Raw genomic sequence first — 25,781 nt, 5'->3', positions numbered from 1 at the left:
CTTGATGTCTAGCTAGTTAGTTGCATATTACTGAAAAAGCCACCTAAAGTATAGGTGACTTGCCATAAATCTGATTTAGCTCAAGAATTACTGTTATTTCATACAGTAGTTATTCATCAATGCCATTGGGTATGCCTAAAATCGCACAAGGAAAGTTAAAACCTAGCGCCTGAATCATCTTATGATTAATAGATTTACACCCCAGCAATAAAACATCAGCCGCTTCTAATTTCACAACTTTTGCCAATTCTGTAGCAACGTTACCGAAGCGTAAATGCGATTTAAAAGAACCCTGCCATTCTTCAGCTAAACTACGTGCTTGCCAAAGAATTTTATCAGCCTGTTCTAGATGAGTAACAGTTTGTGCTTGTAAAGACTGGCTGATGCCCTTAATTTTTGGTTGAGTTAATACAGATGTTGCAGATTGGTACATATTACTGACTCCACATTCGCAGGAAGTTAAATAATCTGCCCAATTAACTTTATCTAAAGACTTTTCACTTTGATTTTGTTCTACTACATAAACAGCTTGGACTACAACTTGCTGATTTGTTGCTAAACGTGTTTGATGAGCAATCCAAAAAGCAATGTCTAGTGCTGTATGACTATTAGGTGAAGCGTTGTAACCAACGATTAAGTTGATGGCGTTTGATGTTTGAGAATTTGTCAAAGAACTTCTTTTTGGCTCTGGTATTAATACCATTTGCTCAACTAAATCATCTCTACCTATGGCGCTTTGCAGGCGCACTAACATTGGCTTAATGTTCACAGTTTAACTTCTCCTAAAGGGAATAAATGAGGAATGAGAAGCAGGGTGAATAAAGTATGAAGTTTAAAGTGCAAAGTATGAATCTCATCCTTTAGGCTTCATCTTTTATTCGTTCCTTAAAGAAACCCCAATCACAACTGTTATTACAGCCAAATTTTTGGGAGTTCCTTCCATTGCCGACGGAGTTAGCTGACGGGCTAAGACTGGAAGGTGTCTCTCTTGAAGATTAGCCCCATATATTTGGTTCCTCCGTTTCAAATCATGATGTGATGAATTTGAATTAGGCGACCCGCTAAAAGAAATGATAGTCTAATTTACTCATTTTGGGTGAAATATTTATCAAGAAAATTCAAGGCATAATTACGCAATTCAAAATATTCTTTGGAATTCCGCATCGCAGAGCGATCGCGTGGATGATCGAAAGGTACTTCTAAGATTTCCCCAATATTAGCGGCTGGGCCATTAGTCATTAATACGATGCGATCGCTCATATAAATAGCCTCATCAACATCGTGAGTAATCATCATCACGGCTTGGCGATTATTTTCCCAAATATCTAATACTTGCCGTTGTAATTTTCCTCTAGTTAATGCGTCTAATGCCCCAAAAGGTTCATCCATCAGCAACATTTTGGGACGAATTGCTAAAGCCCTGGCAATACCTACCCGTTGTTTCATACCTCCAGAGATTTCATCAGGATACTTATCTGCTGCCGGGGTTAAGTTTACCATTGCCAAGTGTTCGTTAACAATGCTAATTTTTTCAGCACGAGTTGCATTTTTTAACACTTCATCTACGGCTAAACGGATGTTTTCTCTAACAGTTAACCAAGGTAATAAAGAGTAGTTTTGAAAGACCATCATCCTTTCTGCGCCTGGCTTGCGGATTTCTTTGCCATCTAGTCGTACTGAACCAGAAGTTGCTGTTTCTAACCCAGCAACAATTTTTAACAAAGTTGATTTACCACAACCAGAATGACCAATTACTGAAATAAATTCATCTTCACTAATGCTGAGATTGACACCATCCAAAACCACAAAATTACCTTTATCTGGTGTCGGATATGACTTGACTAAATTTTCAATTTCTAAAAAGTTATTACGAGACATGACTTGCTGTTCAGTATCGATTGAAGTGGGTGTATATTTCATCATCAAAGGCTCCGCTAAAATTTGAACTATTTGTTAGTCAATGTTGAGAATTAATACCTAAGACATAAAGAAACGCACCGGAGATTTCGCCCGAATTTCAAAACTGTTGAGATAGCCTACCGGGTCACTAGGGTCGAAGGGTTTTTTGTCAATAAATACTTCTGCTGCTTCAACTTTGTAATCGTCTTTCGGGCATTCGATACCCATTTCTGAGGCTATTTCTCGATATAAATCTGTTCTCCAACCTTTTTCGGCTAATTCTTCGGCATTTTTAGGAAATTCCTGAATTTGTCCCCACCTGGCGGCTTGGGTCATTAACCAAATACTTCTCGACCGCCACATAAATGTTGCGTGTTCGCCTGGCTGTTTGGGCAAGTTGTCGGGAATATCGTAAAAGATGGTAGTATCAGCAGCTTGGATGGTACGGTCTTTGCCGTCAAACCCGCCATAGTTGTAACTTCCCAAAATTCCTGGGGCTGTAAATTTGGTAATTGGGGCATTCTTGTTTTTTGGTCTCGCACCAGTAAAGGAACGGTCTGTAAGTAGTTCGGCGACTTCTTGGCGATTTTCAGGTTTGCTGCAATATTGGCAAGCTTCAATCATCGCCTTTACTAGAGAACGATAGGTTTTGGGATATTTTTCGATAAATGACTCCATCACACCCAATAATCTATCGGGATGTCCTAGCCAGACTTCCTTACCTTGGGCGAAGGTAAAACCAATGTTTTCGTTACCTGTAATGGCTCTGGTGTTCCAAGGTTCGGCTACCATATAAGCTTGCATTGCCCCAATTCGCACGTTTGTCACCATTTGGGGAGGGGGGACGATGATAACGCGAAACTCTTTGAGAGGATCGACACCAGCCGCCGCAGATATGTAACGCACGAAATATTCGTAAATCGCGGAACTCAAGACCACAGCCCAAACTTTATTTTCTGGTGACTGCTTATCAAAGTAGGCGCGGAAATCTTTGCCAAAGGCTGCTAATGCGCCGTCGCCATATTGTTGTTGATATTCGTACCACGGACGCAAGCCAAAATCCCACATAGCTTTGTTCATGGTCATGGCGTTACCGTGGCGATGAATGGTCATGGCGGCACACAAAGGGGCGTGACGTGCGCCTTCTGCCCCAATTCTGGCATTGGTGACAGCCCCCGATACAACAGGGGAAGCATCTAAACGACCAAAAATTAAACCGTCACGAGAAGTTGCCCAACTGGCTTCGCGGTTGAGTTTGACATTTAAACCATACTTGCGAAAGAAACCTTTTTTCCAGGCGATCGCAAATGGCGCACAATCATTAACAGGAACGTAACCAACGGTAATATCCGGTTTTTCTAAATCTTGAGACCTAACTACAGGTTGAACCGCTAAGGCTTCTTTTGTCAATCCTGACGCAGATTTATCTCCCGAAATTCCACAGGAAGATAGAGCAATTCCGGCTGTTGTAGTTCCCAGTCCTAAGAGAAAATCTCTTCTAGTCCAGTTATTATCACCCATTTTTGTAGCTCCATATTGGCGCAGAGTCTTCTATTTGATGGGTTGTGAGATCCCCGACTTCTCTCAAAAGTCGGGGATCTGACCACCTGTGAGGAATGCGAATGGCTGGTAAATTTTGTTATTTCACCGTTGTCGGGCGATGAGTCACAAGTTCTTGAAGTTTACCGACGGCGAAATCGAGAATTAGTCCGGTTAAACCAATGACAAATACTGCAAGAAACACAGAACTGAGATTTAACCGACTCCATTCATCCCAAACAAAGAAGCCGATACCAATACCGCCTGTCAGCATTTCGACGGCGACGATAACTAACCAAGCAATGCCTAAACTAATTCGTAAGCCTGTAAAGATATAAGGTAAACTGGCAGGCCAAATGATTTTAGTGATTCTGCGCCAGCGTGGCATTTCTAACACCTGTGCCACATCTATATAATCTTTGGGAACGCTGGCAACTCCTAGGGCTGTGTTAATAATGGTCGGCCATAAGGAGGTGATAAAAATCACAAAAATTGCTGAGGGATCTGCCAAGTTAAAGATAGCTAAAGCAATGGGCAACCAAGCCAAGGGTGATACAGGTTTAAATATCTGAATGATGGGGTTGAGGGCTAACATTGCTGGCTTAGACATCCCAATGAGAAATCCCAAAGGAATGGCGACGACTGCACCTAACAAAAAACCAATCAACACACGGCGTAGACTGGCTAGTAACAACCAACCAATGCCCAAGTTACCCGGCCCTCGTTGATAAAAAGGATTTAATATGTAGTCTAAATTGGCAATTAATGCCTCTGGTGGTGTGGGCATTAATTCATGGTTGGTTAAAGCAACCACCCACCACAGCAAAATAATGCCTAAAAAACCCAAGATAGGTAAAAAGACGACATCTTTAGTAATGATGGGCTTGGTTTTCTGCCACGCAGCTTGACCAGCGATCGCTGCGATCGCTGCTAAATTTAATTGCAATATCATCTTTAACCTCAGCAGGTTTAAGTACAGGTACAAAAATCTGAGCAGTACCAGCCTTGGACACTGATGAGATCAAAACATCATAAAAATGCTATCTCTTCAGTCTCCTCTCAATGCCTACGAAGTTAGCTGACGGGCTAGGGCTGAGAGATGCCCCTCTTTTTAGAGTGCTGAGTAATGAGTGCTGAGTTAGATTATCACTAACTTTTTACTTTTTACTTTTTACTTCTACTAAGATACGCCCCAAGTGTGGTTCCTCCGTTTCAGCGTTACGTACTTTGACACGCTGAATTAGGCTGACTTACTCGAATTCACAACAATATAGCGAAATATAACATTGCTGTCCAGTAAAAACAACTTCTTAGGATAGATTCTATTGATTGCTCTAACTTAATTTATTCACCCTTTGGGCTGTCAATGATGTGTAACAAATATCTACTATTGCCCCGTTAATCATACTCAACAAAAAGCCAAAAAATTCAATCTCAATAGCTAAAATCTATCTCTATAGGTACGTAGTTTCTTACTTGTTATAGTTGAATGATTCCGTTAATTCTGCCCAAAAAATCACCATTCTCGATAAACTAGTTCTAGTTCCAAATTTTTTTCACTAAATCTTTACAAAACTTAACGTAATGGATTTTAGTCTCATACTGGCTGAAAATATTAACAGTATTATTGAGAAATGGGTGGCGGCAGTTCGGCAAGACAGGCAGATTGAAAGTGCTGATGACTTGTCTTATACAGCGATTAAAAATCACATTCCGGATGTGTTTCGAGCGATGATTAGTGTACTTGCGCCATCTCAGGAAAGTGATATCAAGTCGATACTGACAGCCAGTTGGCAACATGGGTTACTACGGGCTGAACAAGGTTTTGATCCTACGGAAATTGCGAGAGAATATCGGTTATTAAGAATAGTAATATTTGATACTTTAGAGACAGGTTTATTGCAAGGAACGCCGGCCGAAATTGTGCGTTATATGCGTTTAATTGATGCTGTCATAGATGAAGCGATAGCACGCTGTTTTAAAAGTTATGTTGAAGAGCGTTTACGAGAATTAAAGCATCTACATTTATCATTAACTCTGCATAACGAGGAATTAACCCGCTTAATTAATGCCAATCAAGATACATTTTCGCAATTAGCCCACGAACTGAAACATCCTCTGACATCGATTATTGGCTATTCTGATTTATTTTTACGACAACAAAAACGCAATTCTGATATCAAAGACTCTTATACAAATTTAGAACATATCGAACGAGTACTACGCAATGGCAGACATTTACTCCGCTTAATTAATGATGTATTAGAACTATCCCGATATGATGCGGGTAAAGTACAACTGCAAATTGCACCTACCAATGTCCAAGAATTGGTAATTAATGTGTGTGAAATGTTGGAACCGTTAGCAGAGGAAAAAGATTTACAAATTATTGTAGACTGCGATCGCTGTCCACAAGAAATATTCACAGATGAGTTTCAATTACAACAAGTAATCACCAATCTTGTCAGTAATGCCATTCGCTATACAGAGTCGGGTAGTGTCACAATAGTATGTCAAATTTTAGACGAAAAATATTGGTCATTTACGGTTGTTGATACAGGAATTGGAATTGCGCCAGAAAACCAAGTGCGGATATTTGAACCTTATTATCGGATAAATAAGAGCGATCGCGCTTACCTACCTGATAGTACAGGATTAGGGCTGGCGATCGTTGCTCGGTTAGTCACATTACTCCAAGGCGAAATCAATTTAGAATCTCAGCTAGGTGTTGGTTCTACATTTACTGTGACTTTCCCCTTAGAAATCAATACCTGATAAAACTAATTACATACTTCACAAGTTCCTCAGATTTTTTGCCTAAATTAAAAACTGGGCAATTATAAATCGAGAAGATTTCATCATGCTGAATTATAGAGAACGAATCATTACTCTATGGACAGCATTTCTCCTAGGAACATTGTTTCACACACAACTAGGTTTAATGCCGTTATTTCATGGTTTATCTGTAGCCGAATCGCAACACGCCTCACAACTGAGTGATATTTCTGTAATTCTATGGCTAATGTTGGGATTTTTCACACTACCCATATTGGCGATAATCGCCACTTCTTTTACCGAATCTAAACGCTACCGCGTCTTACATTTCGCCTTAACTGTAGTTTACAGCATTATGAACTTGCTTCATCTTGTGGCAGACTTATTTGTGCAACCAATTCTGTGGTATCAGATAACCTTGATGGTGATTTTATTACTCATCGGTTTGTTATTAAACCTTGTGTCTTTTCAATGGATGAAACTACAACCCAAAAGCAATAAAACACAACCAAGGCTAACCTCTCCCCACTCTTAAAAATTAGATAAATCTCTACAACATACCTTCTTGTTTCAACTTAGCCAGTGCATTTTCAGCAGCAGCTTTTTCCGCATCTTTTTTGTTACGTCCCTTTCCTTCTCCGTATTCTTTACCATCAACAAATACTTTTGCGGTGAATATTGGTGCGTGAGACAAACCACCTACCTGCTTTGTAATGTATTCAGGCGGGTTTATTGTTATATTGCGTTGTACCCATTCTTGAAAACGGTTTTTTGAGTCTACATTTGAGCGAACTACAACAATTTGTTCAGGTACAGAATCAAACAATGGTTCAACAATAGCCCGTACTGCTTCAACATCACAATTATTATCTAAATAATAAGCTCCGATAACAGCTTCAAAAGTGCTACTCTGCAAATTAGGATTTTGAAAACCACCATCTAAAATCGCTCCTCTTCCTAACCGCATTCTCAAATCTATACCAACTTCTTCAGCAAATTTGGCTAATTGCTTTTCATCTACTAAAGCAGAACGTCGGCGTGTTAATTCATCTTCTCCTTTTTCTGGGTGGTGGCGATAAAGATATTCACCACTTAAAAAAATTGAGTATAGCGTCACCGAGAAATTCCAAGCGTTCATTATGTTCTCCTTCACCTGGATTTTCATGAACATAAGAACGGTGAGTCAGCGCCCGCCGTAAAAGTTTTTCATTCCGAAATGTTAGAAGCTTGTGCATTTTTCTTACTTGTCTAGTTGGGAATAATAATTGTTTGTAACTTAAGTTAGATTTAGGGAATAACCCTAAACCTTCCAGGATAGATATAGGGTAGGTAATATCTATCCCATAAATCATTTTTTTGTCCTACTTAATAGCAGGAACGCAAATTTGAGTTATATCTTTCATTAACTCAGGTAATTCATCCACAAAGTAGAAATTATTCTTACCAACGAGGTTCATTAGTTTTACACTAGCACTACCTTTTTGAGCAAAAACTATCACCTTTTTATCCATAGCTTGGAGAATTGCAATTAAACCAGCATAATCCCAATCTCCTGATACAAGAATAATTATTTTGGGGATAGGTGAGCGTTGTGGAGCAAAAAGCTTAACACAGTCAGCCATCAAACGATGATCTGCGCTATTCAAAGAAGAGTCTGTAACATCAATACTTTCAAAATCTAGTGTCTCTAGTATGTCTTTGATAGAAACTTGACTAGGATAATGTGAGTTGTAGTAGAGTTTTTTATAATCTACTTTTCCTTGCAATTTTGCAAAATCTAGTAAGAATTTGGCTGTATCCTTAATTCTTAGAACATTTTGAATATCACAAAGAACAGCAACAGAGCTTTTCCTATAGCTGTTTTGTTTTGTGGATTGTGAATGAGCAAGCATTCTACTTTCTCCAGTATTTGTGGTGTACTGGACAGCATCAAAAAACTACACCTCTAGAAGTAGCATCACCTGGGGTAAGTGATTGAAACTCAAAAAGTTTTCGCTCACACAATGGCTCTTACTATCGCTTTCTTTGGTTCTATCTCAAGAGGTACAAGTCAGTGGCTGCTTACTAAGCTTTGCTTCATCTTTCTCCCTGAATATTCAGGCAAATATCTCGTCTTATTGTTTACAGGCTAATCTGTGCCTTGGACGAGATATTTGGCTAATTACTCAGGCAAAAAGATGACTCAAAGCGTAACAAGCAATCATAAGTTATCTCTCCTGAGACAATATCAACAACTAGAGCTTTAGAGTGCATTTATTTTGCTGTCTTAAGTATAGATTTGCACAATCAATACTGGATGTCAAGATAGTTTCTTGTAAAAAATTACAGCTTGGACAGGTACTCAATATCCTTTAAGAATTTAGTTTTGGCGGAAATACTTTATTTAAATCGAGAGACAAATCAGGGAAACAAGACAACGCTACTACTTGATTAGGTAAAACAATTCGCTTATCTAGATAACCATATTTACCGTGATTATCTTGAGAAGGTTCGCTGTAACATTCTAAATAATTATCGAGCAAATTAAATATCCAACAATCAGAAATACCAGCTTGAGCGTAAATAGGAATTTTCACATCTTGGTCATAACTTAATGAAGAGTCGGCAACTTCCATTATTAACAAAACATCATCAGGACTAGGGTGAGCCAATAGATAATTATCAGGACGGTTTTTAACAATAGTTAAATCAGGTTCATGCTCACTATTGAGAAGTAAAGTAATTGGTGATTTAGATTGTAATGTTGCCTTATCTCTTACTAATTTTGGTAATTTACTTAATAAGTTTCTTAAACAAGTTGCGTGTGCTGTACCCTTACATATAATTTGAATAATTTCCCCATTGATTAATTCGATATGTTCATCTTCATGAAAAAAGCCTAATTTTGTAAGTTCGTGATATTCATCCAATGTGAAACGTTTTGGTTGAATAATAGTCATAAATTTCACTCGCCGGAAATCTGCACTGATACGGTTCGTTGACGCGGCCCATCTAATTCAAAAAATAATACAGATTGCCAAGTTCCTAATGCTAATTTTCCATCCACAATGGGAATGACTTCACTAGTACTTAACATCATGGCAAGTAGATGAGAATGGGCATTCATCGGTTCATCTTCGGGAACATCTCGTAAATGCAAATCATTGTGTAAGTAACGGTCTGATGCTGGTGCTAATTTATTAAAGAATACTTTGATATCTTCTAATAATCTGACTTCATATTCATTGATGGCTAAAGCTGTGGTTGTGTGACGTGAAAAGACTAAAACTTGTCCGTTTTTAATTGATGTTTGAGCAATTAAATCTTTGATTTGTCGAGTGATGTTGTGAATATTAATTCCTGATTCGGTGGCAATTTCTATTAACTGATTAATTATGGGCATTTCTGGAAGTGTAGATATAGACAAGGGAGACAAGGAGGACAAGGGAGGCTAGGGAGAGATTATTGAGGATTGCCATAGAACAACCCAGTTTATCTATGCAGACTATCAAAAATCCTACTCAAAAATGGAGCGATCGCTTCATAATTAAGAAAGATTAAGCCGTAGTTAAAAAACTGACAATGAGCCAAACAGCCCTCAATTTAGTAGCCATATCAGTCTTTCTGATGACTTTTTCGGTACTGCTGGGGCCATTAATTAACTTATCGCCGACAGTACCAGCACTCGCCACTTTCACTATTTTAGGAATCGCCACTTTAGACAGTTTTAGCTTGCAAGGTAAGGGTGGAACTATTTTGCTAGATTGGATTGCGGGATTTTCGAGTGAACACCGCGATCGCATTATCCACCATGAAGCAGGACATTTTTTGGTGGCTTCTGTGCTGGGTATTCCCGTCACTGGCTACACTCTCAGCGCCTGGGAAGCTTGGCGAAAAGGACAACCAGGACAAGGCGGTGTGGCTTTTAATGACGCTGAGTTAGCGGCACAATTAGAAAAAGGTACCATCAGCGCCCAAATGCTAGACCGTTACTGCACAATGTGGATGGCTGGTATTGCGGCGGAAGCTTTAGTATTTGAACGTGCAGAAGGTGGCGCTGATGATAAAGCGAAGTTGGCGGAAGTCTTAAAAATTGTGGGTTTTTCCGAGTCAGCCTTTCAGCAAAAACAACGGTTTCATGTTTTACAAGCAAAAACTCTGTTAGAAGAAAATTGGTCAAGTTATCAGGCTTTAGTCCAAGCCATGCAACAGCGTGCTTCTGTGGAAGAATGCCAAAGTGCGATCGCTAGTACAAAATAAAAATACAACGAAAAATTAAGTTTTGGGGAGAGGGTGAAGGGGCAGAATCAAGTCAAAAGTCAAAAGTAAAAAATTCTCTGACTTTTGAATTTTGACTTCCCTGTAAGGGTGTAGGTGTTCAAAACCCTTACACCCATTCTTAACTGACAATCTTTGTGCGTAAGTCCTATCATCAACTTACAGTAATAACTACACCTAAACTTTCATTTGCTAACCTATCAACGGCACAAACAGCATAAGTTCCAGGTTGGACAGTGGCGAAAGTTGTACCAGCAGATAAAATACGCTGAATAGTCCAACTATCACCTGTTTGGCGGTAAAGTGTCCAAGACCTTACAGGCTGATTATCTCCTGGTTGCCAGTTAAGTTTACCATCTTTAAATTGCAAGGCTTGGGGAGGAGATACTTGGGCAGCACTCCGCCAAGGCATAGAAGGTACTATTGCAGGTCTAGAATAAAGAGAATTTTTGAATTGGTCAGCAATACCGCGCCGATTTTGATTAATAGCACTCATACTAAAGAAAATATTTCCTAGAGATAAGTTGCTGGCTAAGTTGCGGGAAATTTTGACTTGTTTATCAATTTCATCGTCTTTCCAAGCTTTTCCATCTAATTGACCAAGATTATTTCCGGCGTAAATATGTCGCTGCTGAGAATTAATTTCTGTCCACCATCGCAGTAGTGCAGGATAACTTTGTTTGGTTTGGTCGATCCGCCAATAAAGTTGCGGTGCTAAATAATCAATCCAACCTTGTTCTAACCATTTGCGTGAATCAGCATACAATACACTGTAAGCATCTAAACCAGTAATTCCCGCAGGTTGTCCGGGGCGATAAATTCCAAATGGACTAATCCCAAATTTGACATGAGGTTTGGTTGTCTTGATTCCTTGTGAAAGCCGCAGCACCATTTGATTGACATTTTCGCGTCGCCAATCATCTAAACTTAATAAACCACCTGCGGCTCTGTATGCAGCGTAGGTTTTATTGTCGGGGAAAGATTGCCCTTGGATGGGATAGGGATAAAAATAATCGTCTAAGTGAATACCATCGATGTCATAGCGCCGTACAACATCAAGAATTACATTGTAAGCTCTATCTTGAACAATTTTTGAGCCAGGATCCATCCACAGTTGATTGCCCCACTGATAAACTACTTCTGGATGGGTAACTGCGATGTGGGGGCGGACATTAGGAGAACCTTTGATGCTAGTTTTGGCGCGGTAGGGGTTGAACCAAGCGTGAACTTCGATATTGCGTTTGTGACATTCAGCGATCGCAAACTCTAAAGGATCATAAAATGGTTCGGGCGCTCTGCCTTGGGTTCCAGTAATCCAAGCACTCCAAGGTTCTAATTCTGAAGCATACAAAGCATCACCTTCAGGACGTACTTGCAAAATCAAAGCGTTGAAATTCAGTGCTTGCAACTGGTTGACAATTTCTAAAAATTCTGACCTTTGTTGTGCAGTTGGAAGTCCCGCCTTGGAAGGCCAGTCACTATTCCACACCGACGCTACCCAAGCCCCACGAAACTCGCGTGTATGGCTGACTTTAACAGTACTAGATACAGGGGGTCTAGGTATGGGTGTGGGCGTGGGTATTGGTATGGGTGTCGGTGTTGGTGTTGGTGTCGGTGTCGGTGTTGGTGTTGTGGTTGGTGGAACTACAAGATAAACAGAAGATATCTTTTGGGCATTACCCAGATATACCAAAGCTTGATAAACCATCACCGCGACATCGCCGCGAGTTGCAGCTGTAGCGTAATTGAGTAATTTAATATTGGGGAAACTGGCAACAAAACCTGCACTCGTAGCTAAAGCAATTTGATTTCTGGCATAACCAGGAATGTTAATTGCATCTTGATAAATTTGTGGTAATTGGTTTACTAAGTCCGGTGGTATTTTCGCTGCAATACCCAAACCATTGATTAGTGAAACTAAAACATCACCCCTAGCAATGCGATTATTAGGGCGGAAATATTTATCGGGATAGCCAGTCAAAAATCCTGTTTCGTAACATTTCTCAATAGCTTTTACTGCCCAGTGATTTGCCGGGACATCAACAAAAGGAGTGTATTGGCGTTTTTCTGGTACAGTAAAAACTGCTGCCACGATCGCCGCAAACTCAGCACGCGTCACTGAGTTATCGGGGCGAAAAGTACCGTTGGGATAGCCATTTAAAATGCGCCGCGCTGCTAAGGCTTCAATAAACGGACGCGCCCAATGGTTTTGAGTGTCTGAGAAGCGTGCAGTAGTAGAGACCATTGTTGATTGCCATTAGTTTGCTTGGCTGGATTCTAACAGCGCGATCGCAATTTTTCCCGGACTTCGCAGAAATTTTCATATTTGACAATCAACAAGAATGGACGTAACTGGATTCGAACCAGTGACCTCTACGATGTCAACGTAGCGCTCTAACCAACTGAGCTATACGTCCTTAACCACACAATTTACAATAATAGCGCATATTAATCTAGATAGTCAAGCACAAGGATATTTTCTTATCAATCAACTTGTCTTCTAGTACTGGCTAACTCAGCAGCTAATTGAATTGCGGCTTTCATACTGATGGAGTCGGCAATTCCTTTACCTGCAATATCAAATGCTGTACCGTGGTCTGGTGAAGTGCGGATAAATGGTAAACCAATGGAAGTATTCACGGCACGGTCAAAGGCCATGAGTTTCACAGGAATCAAGCCTTGGTCGTGGTAGAGTGCCAAGTAAGCATCGGCTAGATGATTTATCGAAGAGTTGCTATACCAAGCTTGACTAGGTTTCACCCACATTGTATCGGGAGGGATTGGCCCTTCTAAGAGCAATTGAGGGTGCTTTTGCTGTTCTTGTTCTATCCAAGGAATCAACCAATCGAGTTCTTCGGTTCCTAATTGTCCTTGTTCGCCACTATGGGGATTTAAACCTGCGATCGCAATTCTCGGTTTACTAATACTGAAATCTGTTTGTAAGCACTCTACTAATAAATCTAGTTTTTGGCTGAGTAGTTGGGGTGTGAGTGTATCTGCTACTTGGCGCAGAGGAATATGTGTCGTAGCTAACAAGGTGCGGAGTATCCAACCAGTGTGAGGCGATCGCGCTACAAATAACATCCCATATCGCTCTACATTAGATTTTTCTGCCAAAAGTTCTGTTTGACCGGGATAATTATATCCTGCGGCTTTCCAAGCCGATTTAGCAATGGGCGCTGTGACTATACCATCAAATTCACCTGCCAGTGTTTGGGCGATCGCATATTCCATATAAGCAAAACTCGCCGCACCACTCACCTCATTTCCTACACCTGGAACAATTGCATTGAGATTTTGCTGCAACTGCACATCAATAACTTTTAAACTGTGGGGATTTGCCAAGGCAACTAAATTACCCGATAAATTTAATTGGTCATAAGTCTGCACTAACCAATCTTGATTTCCTATTACCGTGACATCACAATTTTGAGTTACTTCTGGATCAGCTAAAGCTTTTAAGATGACTTCTGTCCCAATTCCGGCGGGATCTCCCAATGTCAGTGCTAATCGAGGACGAATTGCTTTGTGTGATTTTGCTATGAGTTTTGACTCGCTTGGATACATAAGGCTAATTTATCTCGATTTGTCATGGAATTGGCTTGATCCCGCAATCATCGGGATTAACCATCAAACTAGTTTAGAATTGTTTACACAGGTCTAATTCAACGGTAGCTGTTGAGTAACTTCAGTTTATCTGGGGTCATTGGTAAAAGTAAAACTTCTATTCTTGAATCACCAGATGGCAACAAACAGCCCAAATTATATGCAATCTAAAGGTTAGCCTTTAGAATTATGACAAACGATTCTCAAAGGAGACACAAAACAATGGGTGGCGAAATTTTCAGTACAGCTTTTCTGGCTTTTAGTTTAATCTTCGTGGGTTGGGCTTTAGGTGCTTTATTGCTGAAAATTCAGGGTGCAGAAGAATAATCTCTCTGAAGTCTGAAAAAATAGCGTGTCCGCACAACGGACAACGCTGTTTTCAAAATTTTTGGGTATTAATTAATTTCTAAGAAAAGTGTAAACTTTTGTTTACGGATATAATTCTGTTAAGATTCTTTTCATAAAACATTAAGATTTAATACAACCCTCATGACATTACTAATAGTCGGTGCCACTGGCACCTTAGGAAGACAAGTGGCTCGTCGTGCGATCGATGAGGGGTATAAAGTACGTTGTCTTGTCCGCAGTAGTAAAAAAGCGGCGTTTCTCAAAGAGTGGGGTGCTGAACTCGTTCTTGGAGATTTGTGCTACCCTGAAACCCTGCCAGCCGCACTAGAAGGAGTTACCGCAATTATTGATGCGGCTACTTCCCGTGCCACCGATTCTTTAACAATCAAGCAGGTAGACTGGGAAGGTCAAGTAGCCTTAATTCAAGCAGCCAAAGCGGCAGGTGTGGAACGTTTTATTTTCTTCTCTATAATTGATGCCGAAAAATACCCAGAAGTACCCCTGATGGAAATTAAGCGGTGTACAGAATTATTTTTAGCCGAATCGGGGCTTAACTACACCGTTTTACGTTTAGCTGGCTTTATGCAAGGGTTAATCGGTCAATATGGCATCCCAATTTTAGAAGGACAACCAGTTTGGGTAACTGGCGAGTCATCACCCATCGCCTATATGGATACTCAAGACATTGCTAAATTCGCTGTGCGGGCTTTGAGTGTGCCAGCGACAGAAAAACAAGCTTTCCCGGTTGTTGGCACTCGTGCTTGGAGTGCAGAAGAAATTATTAGCTTGTGTGAACGCCTGTCTAGCAAAGATGCTAAAGTCACAAGAATGCCGTTAAATTTATTGCGGACTGTGCGCCGATTTGTCCGGTTCTTTCAGTGGGGATGGAATGTGGCCGATAGACTGGCGTTTACAGAAGTTTTGGCCAGTGGCAGACCATTAAACGCCCCAATGGATGAAGTATATAAAGTTTTTGGCTTAAATCAACAAGAAACAACTACTCTCGAAGTTTATTTACAAGAGTATTTCAGTAGAATTATGAAAAAGCTCAAAGAGCTAAACTACGAAAAAACCAAGACCAAAAAGCAAAAAGACAAACGATCGCCGTTTAAAAAGGTTAATAGTCAATAGTGCTGAATAAAACATACTAGTCCCTAGCCTCTTTTTGACTTTTACTTACAGAATAATGACTCCGTTGGTCAAAATATGTAAGGATTACATAGTACAAAGCATCGCTAAAAGTTTGGATATTTGAATGTGCCGAAAGCAGGCATTATCTACAATGATTTAAAACCGATAGCCAGTCGTGTCGCTATCGAACTAGAAGAAAAACTCACCGCTGCGGGATGGCATGTATGTGTCACCAGTAGCATCGGTGGAATACTGGGCTATGCTAATCCCGAAAGTCCTGTATGCCATACTCCAGTTGACGGTTTAATTCCCCCTGGGTTTGACTCAGACATGAAGTTTGCGGTTGTCCTGGGGGGAGATGGTACTGTTTTAGCTGCGTCTCGTCAGGTTGCACCCTTGGGTATTCCCTTGTTAACGGTGAATACCGGTCACATGGGGTTTTTAACGGAAACTTATCTCAGTCAACTCTCCCAAGCCATTGAACAAGCAATGGCGGGTGAGTATGAAATTGAAGAACGGGCAATGCTAACTGTGAAAGTATTGCGCGGAGAGTCGGTATTGTGGGAAGCCCTGTGCTTGAACGAAATGGTGCTGCATCGGGAACCGTTAACTTGTATGTGTCATTTTGAAATTGCTATTGGTCGGCACGCGCCAGTGGATATTGCCGCAGATGGCATAATAGTTTCGACACCTACAGGTTCTACGGCTTATTCCCTCAGTGCAGGTGGCCCCGTAGTCACTCCTGGGATACCCGCTTTACAGTTAGTACCGATTTGTCCTCACTCCTTGGCTTCCAGGGCTTTGGTGTTTCCAGATACGGAGACTGTCAATATTTATCCGGTGAATATTCCGCGTTTGGTGATGGTGGTCGATGGCAATGGCGGGTGTTATGTGTTTTCAGAAGATCGGGTATATTTAGAGCGATCGCAATATAGTGTCCGATTTATTCGTCTACAACCACCAGAGTTTTTCCGCATCTTACGCGAAAAACTCGGATGGGGTCTACCGCATATCGCTAAACCCACCTCTGTGGAATTACCGTAATGGTCAATTGTTAACAACGATTGTCTGTTCAGAATGGGTGTAAGGGTGTGAGGGCTTGAGGTTGTAAGGGTTTTGAACACCTACACCCTTATACCCATCTACCCTACACCCATTCTTCATAGACAACCTTTACTTGAGTCAAAATTGTTTCTTTGGGTTTTTTCCCGAATCACTGGTTTATAAATAGAATTGAAAAACAAAGTTATAGCCAAGTGCTGATACCATTTCACGAAAAATCTGATATGGATGTAAACCCTAAAATCCTTGCTGCATCTAAGTTTTTTAATTGCAAATTGCCTTAGCGCAGCGTTAGCGACGAAGGAGCGTCATTGCGAATTGCGAATTGTGAATTGCGAATTGTGAATTGGTATGAGTGCTACTTCTGTTGACCATTGACTTTTGACTTAAAATTTATGACAGTTGCTCACAGTCCCTGTGTGTTGGTGATTGAAACTGATGAAAGCTTGGCAAATCAGCTATCTTCTGATTTGCAAGAAGCTGGTTATGATGCGATTTTAGCCCACGATGCCGCTAGTGGGTTGCAATATAGCCGTGATTGTCAACCTGCTTTAATTGTTTTAGACCGGATGTTGGCAGGCGAATCTGGACTATCCTTGTGTAAAAATATCAGAAGTACTGGGATGCGTTCTCCGGTGCTGGTTTTAATGGCGCGAGATACCGTTGATGACCGTGTAGCTTGTCTAGAAGCTGGGGCTGATGATTATATTCTCAAACCTTACCGCCCAGAAGAATTTTTAAAGCTAATTCGCCTGTATTTAAAACCTGATATTGATACTACAGAGCAGTTGCGCTTTGGGGAGTTAGTTTTAGATATCTCAACCCGTCGCGCTATTCAGAATGGCCGGGCAATTGATTTAACAATGAAAGAATTTGAGTTATTGAAGTTCTTAATGGAACATCCCCGTGAGGTATTAACCCGCGAACAAATATTAGAAAATGTTTGGGGTTACGATTTTATGGGTGAGTCAAATGTAATTGAGGTTTATATTCGTTATCTCCGCCTCAAAATTGAAGATGAAGGCCAAAAACGCCTCATTCAAACAGTGCGGGGTGTGGGATATGTATTGCGTGAATCTTAAAGAATTACTAATTGGGTGACGCAGCCTAAATTTCTCTGGGTTCAGCTGATTTCATCCGCTCTTCACCAACTTCTGCCCTAGCTTCAGCAATGATATCTTCCCAGACTTCGTTTACTTCTGCGATCGCTGCTTTGCTGTTTTCGTAGAACAATATTCCTTTTTTCACAACTGCTTTGGCTACTGGTCTACCAACACCAGCTACCACTGGCAACAATACAGGCACCAACACAACCCCAACAATACCTGTAACTCCTAATCCTTCTGCTAAATCTCCAAGGTCTGGTAAAAGTTTTATCGACATAATTATGTTCACCTCCCTGGTTTTCCTTCAGTTTATTCTAATTCTTTTTTGTTAGTACTCAGGCAAATCAGCTTTCAGCTGCAAAGTAATGTAACAGAGGCAAAGAAGCTAGTAGAGGTCGGCGTAAATAAACAGATCATTAAGAAATTGCTAAAAGGCTTGTAGTATCGTTATTGTTTTTTTCCTTTTGCCTTTTTACTTTTGCCTTGTTGTACTAGTTTTATTACTCTGAATATTACTTGGTGTGTTTGGGCAGGCAAGATGCCTACCCTGCAATAATCATTGCTTATCTGTCTACAGAACCCATGATTACGTCAATACTACCGAGGATGACCACAATATCTGCGACCTTCATACCCCGCAATAAGTGAGGTAGAATTTGCAGGTTGTTGAAATCTGCGGGGCGAATTTTCCAGCGCCAAGGAAAGACATTATCATCACCAACCAGATAAATGCCTAGTTCACCCTTACCGCTTTCCACACGGGCATAGATTTCACCTTTCGGCATTTTGAAGGTGGGGGCTACTTTTTTACCAATAAACTGGTAATCAAAATCATCCCATTCAGATTTTTTGCCAGCAGCTAGGCGTTTAGCTTCCAGGTTTTCGTAGGGGCCGCCGGGTAATCCTTTCAGGGCTTGCTTGATAATCTTCACAGATTCGCGCATTTCCCGCATCCGTACCATATAACGCGCTAAACAATCACCGGCAGTTTCCCACTGAACTTCCCAGTCAAAATCGTCGTAGCATTCGTAATGGTCAACTTTACGCAAGTCCCACTTCACGCCAGAAGCACGTAACATGGGGCCAGATAACCCCCAGTTAATTGCTTCTTCGCGGGTAATTGTACCAATACCTTCAACACGACGGCGGAAGATGGGGTTATTGGTAACTAACTTTTCGTATTCATCAACTACAGGTAAGAAGTAGTCGCAAAATTCTTCACATTTATCTACCCAACCATAAGGTAAATCGGCAGCCACACCGCCAACGCGGAAGTAGTTGTTATTTACCATGCGGTAGCCTGTAGCTGCTTCCCACAAATCGTAAATCATCTCCCGTTCTCGGAATTGGTAGAAGAAGGGAGTTTGTGCGCCTACGTCAGCCAGGAACGGGCCAAACCATAGTAAGTGGTTGGCGATGCGATTAAGTTCCAGCATAATGACGCGGATGTAGCTGGCGCGTTTGGGAACTGCAATCCCAGCTAACTTTTCGGGGGCGTTAACTGTGACAGCTTCGTTAAACATTCCTGCTGCGTAGTCCCAGCGACTAACGTAGGGAACATACATAACAGTGGTACGGTTTTCGGCAATTTTTTCCATTCCTCGATGTAAATAGCCGATTACCGGTTCACAATCAATGACATCCTCGCCATCCAAGGTGACAATTAGCCGCAGAACCCCGTGCATTGAGGGGTGGTGTGGCCCCATGTTCAGCACCATTGGTTCAGTACGGGTTTCTATTCTGGCCATAAATTCCGTGTTCTCCCATGATCAAAAATTGAAAGGAACCGCGTAGATGCCAACCAGACCGATAAAATCGTGTCTGCCAAAATGTAAGTTTGTAAGGACAATATTTTGCGGGTAAAGCCTGCATCTATTGTCAATACCGGAGTTTGTTGGAGAAGATGTAGCAGCAGAGAGATTTTACGATGTTTCGTTTTGTTTCACTTCTTCAACTATTATATGGAGCTTGAGTTGCCGGAAATTCAGGCATCGGAATTTTTTTCCATTCTGCTGGTGTTGGAGTGCGATCGCTCTCTTTATAATATGTTAAGTACAAGCACAGTAGCTTTTACAGCAACGCCCTACTTAGAATTGAATGTTAGGGTGAACTTTTCAAAAAGCTTGGTAATTTACGGAATTTAATTAAGCTTCCCATAAGCCAAAATTGTTTGTTTGAAATCTGCCTTTGTATATTTCTATCAGTTTTAACTGCACTTTTTAACTCAAATAACTGATATGAGGCATTAATAACTTACATAATTGTGATCATTGCTAGAACACTGGGAATAATTAACCCAGTAACTCTTCCATAATTAGCGAAGATTTTATTTTAATTTGTGTTCCTTTAAAACTAAAAACCAATGCCACATCTTACAGAATATCCCATCCTCTCTACTCTCCATGAAGGACTGCAAACGATTATCTATCGCACGCGCATTCCTGCAACTAAGGAATCTGTAATTCTCAAGCTTTTGAAAAAAGAATATCCTACCCTAGAAGCTTTTACCCGCCTCAAAAATGAATATTTGATTCAACAGACTTTAGACTCTCCCTATATTGTAAAAGCCATCAGTTTAGAAAATTTTGAGCATCGTGTCGGACTCTTACTCGAAGATTTTGGTGGTCAGTCTTTAGCCCAATTTATCCAGACAAATACCCTTGACTTAATTCAATCTTTAAAAATTACAATCGAATTAACTAAAGCTTTAGAACATCTTCATCAACAGCAAATTATTCATAAAGATATCAAACCCAGCAATATTATTATTAACTTACAAACCAATACTGTTAAACTTGCTGACTTTGGTATCGCCTCGCGGTTAAATAAAGAAACTCCCCAATTTACCAATCCTAATTGTGTAGAAGGGACATTAGCCTATATGTCTCCTGAACAAACAGGGAGAATGAATCGCATTCTCGACTATCGTAGCGATTTTTATTCTCTGGGCGTTACTTTATATGAAATGCTGACTCAGCAAATTCCATTTATTAGCCCAGATCCTCTAGAAGTTGTTTACCGACATATTGCAGTTACGCCAGTCAATCCTCAGTTATTGAATCCTGAAATTCCCGATGCGGTTTCAGAAATTGTCATGAAACTAATGGCAAAAAATGCCGAAGATAGATATCAAAGTGCCACAGGATTATTAGTTGATTTAGAAAATTGTCTAGAGCAATTAGAAGCTAAAGGTGAAATTACTAACTTTATTCCTGGTCAGTTAGATATTTTAAGTCAGTTATTAATCCCCCAAAAGTTATACGGTAGAGAAACCCAAGTTAATGAACTTTTAGCAGCCTTTGAGCGCGTGAATTCTGGTACTAGTGAAATTATGCTAGTATCTGGATATTCTGGAATTGGCAAATCTGCATTAGTTAATGAAGTCAATAAACCTATCACTCAACGGCAAGGCTACTTTATTTCTGGTAAATTTGACCAACTCAAACGGAATATTCCCTACGCCTCTTTAATTCAGGCTTTTACCTATTTAATGCGCTGTTTGTTAACAGAAAATCAAGAAAAAATATCTATCTGGAAAAGCAAAATATTAGCAGCTTTTGGAACAAACGGCAAGGTTATTACTGATGTTATTCCTGAAGTAGAATTAATTATTGGCAAACAACCAGAAATACCAGAATTAGGTGCAGCTGAATCTCAAAATCGCTTTCACCGTGTTTTTGAAGAATTTATCCAAGTTTTTACTCAAAAAGAACATCCATTAGTTATATTTTTAGATGATTTACAATGGGCAGATTCGGCTACTTTAAACTTAATCAAACTACTAACAACAAACCCCAACAGCAAATATTTATTATTCATCGGTGCATATAGAGATAATGAAGTCAATCCCACCCATCCTTTAATTCAGACAATCACTGAGATTGAGAATGTCGGCACAATTGTCAATAATCTGGTTTTACAACCTTTAGATTTACATCACGTTAACCGACTAATTACTGAGACTCTACAAGCCAGTCGCCATAGCAGCAATCAGGATGTGATATCTAAAGCATTTAAACAGCAGATTTTTCAACTAGCCGAATTAATTTTTAATAAAACAGGTGGTAATCCTTTTTTCTTGACTCAATTGCTGCAAGCACTGTATCAAGAATATTTATTATTATTTGATTTTAATAGTCAACAATGGCAGTGGGACTTAGAAAAAATTCAAGCTATTGGTATTACTGATAAAAATGTTGTCGAACTAGTTGCTAGTCGTCTGGAAAAACTACCTCCAGCTACTCAGGAGATTTTAAAGTTAGCCGCTTGTGTAGGTGATAGATTTAGCCTAGATGTGTTGACAATCATCAATGAGAAAGCATCTTCCATCACAGCTAATGAATTATACCCAGCGTTACAAGCTGGTTTGATTCTTCCTTTAAACGAAAGTTACCGAATTCCTTTAGTTTTTAATCAAGAAGAGGCTGTCAAATTAAAATTTGACACTTCTACAATTAGTTATAAATTTTTACACGACCGAGTACAACAAGCAGCTTATTCGTTAATTCCAGCATCTCAAAAGCAAGATACTCATTTAAAAATCGGTCAGTTGCTTGTCAAAAATATCCCTGAAGCAGAAATCGAAGCTCATATTTTTGATATAGTTAATCAGCTCAATGTCGGTGTTAATTCCATAGTTGAGCAATCGCAAAAGACAGAATTAGCCAAGTTTAACTTAATTGCTGGACGGAAGGCGAAAGCATCTACGGCTTATGAAGCAGCTTTGAAGTATTACAAAATTGGCATAGAACTGTTAAGCGCCGATATTTGGCAAACAGAATATCAGTTAGCACTAAGTTTATATGAAGGTGGTGCGGAAGTTGCCCATTTGGGTGGTAACTTTGATCAGATGTTGCAATGGGCTGATGTTGTGTTGTTAGAGGCGCAAACTTTACTCGATAAAGTCCATGTCTATGAAGTGCAGATTATCGCCTCGATTATTCACAAACAACAACGAAAAGCAATTCAAATCGCATTATCAACTCTAGAGTTACTAGGAATTAAAATTCCAGAGCAACCAACAGCCGTGGAATATGAACGCAGGGTAGAGGAAATTACTGCTAATTTACAAACCAGAGCGATCGCAGATTTAATTAACCTACCATTAATGACCGATCCCCAAAAGATAGCAGCAATGAGAATTTTAATGGGAGTCCTCCCCGCAGCCTTTCAAACTGCACCTGAGTTAATGCCTCTCATTGCCTATGAAATGGTGATTTTGTCCTTAAAATATGGCAATACATCTGTTTCTGCCTATGGCTACAGCTTATATGGATTACTGCTTTGTGGAGTTCAAGGCAAAATTGATGTCGGCTATGAATTTGGGAAATTAGCATTAAATGTAGTCTCACAATTTAATGCCGAAGAATTAAAACCAAAAATTCTCACAGTAGTTAGCGCCCATGTAATGCACTGGCAAGAACATATTCAAGAAACCTTAATCACCGCTAAACAAGGATTTGCCAGTGGTTTAGAAACGGGAGATTTAGAATATGCTGGTTATTGTGGATATATTTATCCTTATCACTCATTTTGGCTGGGCAAAGAACTCTGGATTTTGGAAAAAGAGCTGGTTGCTTATTGTGAATCACTGAAAAAAATTCAGCAACAGGTCGCCTTTACTTGGAATTCCATATATCTGCAAACAGTGTTGAATTTAAAAGGTAGTCCAGAGAATGTTTACTATTTAATGGGTGAGGCTTACGATGAGCAAGTGATGTTACCTACTCATCAACAGGTGAACGATTTGTACACCATGAATCACCTGTTTGTTAATAAGCTGATGCTGGCTTATTTATTTGGTGAGTATCAGCTTGCTGTTGAGTATGCAGCAATGGCAGAAAAATCATTAAGTGGTGTCACCGGATTATTTGTAGTTCCCTTGTTCTATTTTTATGATTCTTTAGCACAACTGGCAAATTATCAAACAGCTTCCGAATCAACGCAGACAGAGATTTTAGCCAAAGTCAGAAGTAATCAGCAAAAAATGGAACTCTGGGCGAATCATGCACCCATGAACCACCTGCATAAATTTTATTTGGTAGAAGCAGAAATACAGAGAGTTTTGCAGCATCATTTAGAGGCGATGGATTACTATGAACTGGCTATTCAAAAAGCCCAAGCCAATGGTTATCTGTTAGATGAAGCTTTAGCGTACCAGTTAGCAGGTGAGTTTTATCAGTCTGTAGGGAAAGAATTAATTCAGCAAACTTACATTACTAAGGCTTATTATGCCTGCATTCGTTGGGGTGCGATCGCTAAAGTTAAACAATTAGAAGTCCAATATCCTTTTTTAGTTAAACAAACTACCACTCCCGATAATTCTGCCCTCAAATTAGATGTCGTTCGCACTACAACTCACACTACTACCAGTAGTGGTTTAGGCGATTTCTTGGACTTAAATACCTTCATTAAAGTTTCTCAAGCAATTACTAATGAAATTGTCTTAGAAAACTTGTTAAGTAAATTAATCAAGATTTTACTAGAAAATGCTGCTGCCCAAAAAGCCGTATTACTACTGGTAAAAGAAAATCAGCTATATATCGAAGCTGCTGGTAATGCTGTGGATGATATGGTCACAGTTTTACAGTCACTACCTATTAATAGCTATCCCGATTTACCCTTGTCTGTGATTAATTATGTTTTCCGCACCCAAGAAAATCTCATCTTAAATGATGCAGCCACGACTGAACCTTTTAGCATCGACAGCTATGTTCAAGTAGCAAAATCTAAATCAATTCTTTGTTTGCCAATTATTTATCAATCACAAATTACAGGGATTATTTATCTAGAGAATAAATTGTCCACAGGGGCGTTTATGCCTGAAAGAGTAAAAGTCTTAAAAGTTTTGGTTTCTCAAATGGCGATCGCAATTGAAAATGCTCGTCTATATGCCAACGAACAAGATAAATCAAAGCAATTATCCCAGTCTCTCCAAGACTTACAAGCAGCACAATTACAAATTATCCAAAGTGAGAAAATGTCATCTTTAGGTAATTTAGTCGCTGGGGTTGCCCATGAAATTAACAACCCACTCAGCTTTATTTCCGGTAATTTAGATTTAGCTAAAGATGCTGTGAATGATTTAATTGATTATCTACAACTTTATCAGTCTAATTTTCCCAATCCTGGCGATGAAATTGATGATAAAGCTGAAGAAATAGATATAGATATCCTGTTGGAAGAATTACCCAAAATGATTGATGGGATGAAAACAGGGACAAAACGGATTCGGGAAATTAGTACTTCTCTGCGGACATTTTCTCGCGCGGATACTAAATCTAAAGTATCAGCCAATATTCATGATGGAATTGATAGTACCTTGATGATTTTACAACATCGCTTAAAAGCCAACTATGATCATCCTGGTATCAAGGTTATTAAAGAATATGGCAATATTCCTTCAGTAGAATGTTACTTAGGACAGCTAAATCAAGTTTTTATGAATATCTTGCTAATGCCATTGATGCTTTAGAAGAAGCCTACTCTTCCCGGCTACTAGCAGATAATACAGTAGATATCACGAATACAATTACTATCAAAACAGAGGTTGATCATGTAAATCAACAGGTGGTAATTAAAATTAAAGATAATGCTAAAGGGATGACAGAAGAAGTTAAAGCATCTATTTTTGACCACTTATTTACTACTAAAAATGTTGGTAAGGGTACGGGTTTAGGCTTATCTATCAGTCGGCAAATTATTGTCGATAATCATAATGGTAATTTAACTTGTGAGTCAGTTTTAGGGGTAGGTACAGAATTTATTATTTCTATTCCTATTTCTGGTTAATAAATAATTAACATCAAGTTGCAGACACACTAGTAGAGATGTTACATACAACATCTCTACTAGTGTGTAATTATTCCTGTACCCATTTTCTAAAAGGAGATGGGTATTATTTTTTCATATTGTATTTATGAATTTTTTATAGTTTGAAAGTGATTTTACAGAAAATATCTGAATTTTTTGTACAAAAACATATTTATTGTATTAATTAAAAATTGGTTGTAATTATCAGTTCCATTCAACATAGAAATTGTTATTAATATTGATATG

General features: G+C 39.6%; 20 protein-coding genes, 1 tRNA gene, 2 pseudogenes and 2 riboswitches. Of the genes and pseudogenes, 9 read left to right on the top strand and 14 right to left on the bottom strand.

Annotated features, from left to right (window positions below):
* Positions 1–109: 109 nt before the first annotated feature.
* The 5 genes from ACX27_RS19190 to ACX27_RS34025 form a co-directional block, all read right to left on the bottom strand.
* Entirely contained in the window at positions 110–754 is a 645-nt protein-coding gene (locus tag ACX27_RS19190) for a universal stress protein (protein ID WP_062295004.1), read from the bottom strand.
* A gap of 177 nt (positions 755–931) precedes the next feature.
* Positions 932–1,066, bottom strand: a riboswitch (cyclic di-AMP (ydaO/yuaA leader).
* 17 nt (positions 1,067–1,083) lie between these two features.
* Positions 1,084–1,920 carry an ABC transporter ATP-binding protein gene (locus ACX27_RS19185; RefSeq protein ID WP_062295003.1) on the bottom strand — a complete coding sequence of 279 codons (837 nt, stop codon included), beginning with the start codon at positions 1,918–1,920 and terminating at the stop codon, positions 1,084–1,086.
* Positions 1,921–1,977: 57 nt separating this feature from the next.
* Complete coding sequence (locus ACX27_RS19180; RefSeq protein WP_062295002.1) at positions 1,978–3,420, bottom strand: ABC transporter substrate-binding protein; 1,443 nt, start codon at positions 3,418–3,420, stop codon at positions 1,978–1,980.
* A gap of 118 nt (positions 3,421–3,538) precedes the next feature.
* A complete protein-coding gene (ntrB, locus tag ACX27_RS19175; RefSeq protein WP_235526681.1) occupies positions 3,539–4,354 on the bottom strand; it encodes a nitrate ABC transporter permease in 816 nt (271 codons plus the stop codon).
* Positions 4,308–4,451: a hypothetical protein gene (locus tag ACX27_RS34025; RefSeq protein ID WP_235526265.1), complete on the bottom strand. Its 144-nt coding sequence runs from the start codon at positions 4,449–4,451 to the stop codon at positions 4,308–4,310. Before ACX27_RS34025 ends, ntrB begins: the two co-directional genes overlap by 47 nt.
* A gap of 35 nt (positions 4,452–4,486) precedes the next feature.
* A riboswitch (cyclic di-AMP (ydaO/yuaA leader) is annotated at positions 4,487–4,695 on the bottom strand.
* Positions 4,696–5,022: 327 nt separating this feature from the next.
* Between ACX27_RS34025 and ACX27_RS19170 the strand changes: the two genes are divergently transcribed.
* Both ACX27_RS19170 and ACX27_RS19165 read left to right on the top strand, forming a co-directional pair.
* Entirely contained in the window at positions 5,023–6,213 is a 1,191-nt protein-coding gene (locus ACX27_RS19170; RefSeq protein ID WP_062295000.1) for a sensor histidine kinase, read from the top strand.
* Positions 6,214–6,295: 82 nt separating this feature from the next.
* Positions 6,296–6,748: a hypothetical protein gene (locus tag ACX27_RS19165; protein ID WP_062294999.1), complete on the top strand. Its 453-nt coding sequence runs from the start codon at positions 6,296–6,298 to the stop codon at positions 6,746–6,748.
* A gap of 15 nt (positions 6,749–6,763) precedes the next feature.
* On the opposite strand, the pseudogene rnc reads toward ACX27_RS19165, so the two are convergent.
* The 4 genes and pseudogenes from rnc to ACX27_RS19145 form a co-directional block, all read right to left on the bottom strand.
* Positions 6,764–7,448: pseudogene (gene rnc, locus ACX27_RS19160) on the bottom strand (ribonuclease III).
* A gap of 126 nt (positions 7,449–7,574) precedes the next feature.
* A complete protein-coding gene (locus tag ACX27_RS19155; protein WP_062294998.1) occupies positions 7,575–8,105 on the bottom strand; it encodes an NYN domain-containing protein in 531 nt (176 codons plus the stop codon).
* Positions 8,106–8,564: 459 nt separating this feature from the next.
* Positions 8,565–9,152 (bottom strand): Uma2 family endonuclease, encoded by a 588-nt coding sequence (locus tag ACX27_RS19150; RefSeq protein ID WP_062294997.1) that lies wholly within the window; start codon positions 9,150–9,152, stop codon positions 8,565–8,567.
* A 5-nt stretch (positions 9,153–9,157) separates the two neighbouring features.
* Positions 9,158–9,595, bottom strand: coding sequence for a secondary thiamine-phosphate synthase enzyme YjbQ (locus ACX27_RS19145; RefSeq protein WP_062294996.1), 438 nt, complete (start codon positions 9,593–9,595; stop codon positions 9,158–9,160).
* Positions 9,596–9,774: 179 nt separating this feature from the next.
* Here ACX27_RS19145 and ACX27_RS19140 point away from each other — a divergent pair, with 179 nt between their 5' ends.
* Complete coding sequence (locus ACX27_RS19140; RefSeq protein ID WP_062294995.1) at positions 9,775–10,452, top strand: ATP-dependent Zn protease; 678 nt, start codon at positions 9,775–9,777, stop codon at positions 10,450–10,452.
* Between the two features lie 172 nt (positions 10,453–10,624).
* Here ACX27_RS19140 and ACX27_RS19135 read toward each other — a convergent pair whose 3' ends face one another.
* The 3 genes from ACX27_RS19135 to pdxA form a co-directional block, all read right to left on the bottom strand.
* Entirely contained in the window at positions 10,625–12,715 is a 2,091-nt protein-coding gene (locus ACX27_RS19135; RefSeq protein WP_062294994.1) for a glycoside hydrolase family 10-like protein, read from the bottom strand.
* Positions 12,716–12,813: 98 nt separating this feature from the next.
* Positions 12,814–12,887, bottom strand: a tRNA-Val gene (locus ACX27_RS19130).
* A 67-nt stretch (positions 12,888–12,954) separates the two neighbouring features.
* Positions 12,955–14,037: a 4-hydroxythreonine-4-phosphate dehydrogenase PdxA gene (gene pdxA, locus ACX27_RS19125; protein ID WP_062294993.1), complete on the bottom strand. Its 1,083-nt coding sequence runs from the start codon at positions 14,035–14,037 to the stop codon at positions 12,955–12,957.
* Positions 14,038–14,298: 261 nt separating this feature from the next.
* Between pdxA and petM the strand changes: the two genes are divergently transcribed.
* The 4 genes from petM to nblR all read left to right on the top strand — a co-directional run bounded on the left by petM (position 14,299) and on the right by nblR (position 17,699).
* Positions 14,299–14,403: a cytochrome b6-f complex subunit PetM gene (petM, locus tag ACX27_RS19120; RefSeq protein WP_062294992.1), complete on the top strand. Its 105-nt coding sequence runs from the start codon at positions 14,299–14,301 to the stop codon at positions 14,401–14,403.
* 162 nt (positions 14,404–14,565) lie between these two features.
* Positions 14,566–15,555 (top strand): SDR family oxidoreductase, encoded by a 990-nt coding sequence (locus ACX27_RS19115; RefSeq protein WP_062294991.1) that lies wholly within the window; start codon positions 14,566–14,568, stop codon positions 15,553–15,555.
* Between the two features lie 126 nt (positions 15,556–15,681).
* Entirely contained in the window at positions 15,682–16,599 is a 918-nt protein-coding gene (locus tag ACX27_RS19110) for an NAD(+) kinase (protein WP_062294990.1), read from the top strand.
* A 413-nt stretch (positions 16,600–17,012) separates the two neighbouring features.
* Positions 17,013–17,699, top strand: a complete 687-nt coding sequence (gene nblR, locus ACX27_RS19105; RefSeq protein WP_062294989.1) for a response regulator transcription factor NblR — start codon at positions 17,013–17,015, stop codon at positions 17,697–17,699.
* Between the two features lie 25 nt (positions 17,700–17,724).
* Here nblR and ACX27_RS19100 read toward each other — a convergent pair whose 3' ends face one another.
* Together ACX27_RS19100 and ACX27_RS19095 are read right to left on the bottom strand one after the other, a co-directional pair.
* Positions 17,725–18,000: a DUF5132 domain-containing protein gene (locus ACX27_RS19100; protein WP_062294988.1), complete on the bottom strand. Its 276-nt coding sequence runs from the start codon at positions 17,998–18,000 to the stop codon at positions 17,725–17,727.
* Between the two features lie 286 nt (positions 18,001–18,286).
* Positions 18,287–19,471, bottom strand: coding sequence for an NAD(P)H-quinone oxidoreductase subunit H (locus tag ACX27_RS19095; protein WP_062294987.1), 1,185 nt, complete (start codon positions 19,469–19,471; stop codon positions 18,287–18,289).
* Positions 19,472–19,684: 213 nt separating this feature from the next.
* Between ACX27_RS19095 and ACX27_RS31835 the strand changes: the two genes are divergently transcribed.
* Positions 19,685–19,867 carry a hypothetical protein gene (locus ACX27_RS31835; protein WP_144427486.1) on the top strand — a complete coding sequence of 61 codons (183 nt, stop codon included), beginning with the start codon at positions 19,685–19,687 and terminating at the stop codon, positions 19,865–19,867.
* A 218-nt stretch (positions 19,868–20,085) separates the two neighbouring features.
* A pseudogene (locus ACX27_RS19090) lies at positions 20,086–25,514 on the top strand (trifunctional serine/threonine-protein kinase/ATP-binding protein/sensor histidine kinase).
* Positions 25,515–25,781: the final 267 nt, after the last annotated feature.

The organism is Nostoc piscinale CENA21, assembly GCF_001298445.1.
Classification (GTDB): domain Bacteria; phylum Cyanobacteriota; class Cyanobacteriia; order Cyanobacteriales; family Nostocaceae; genus Nostoc_B; species Nostoc_B piscinale_A.
Note: the sequence above shows the minus strand (reverse complement) of the source record. Positions and strands in the feature narration are given on the sequence as shown.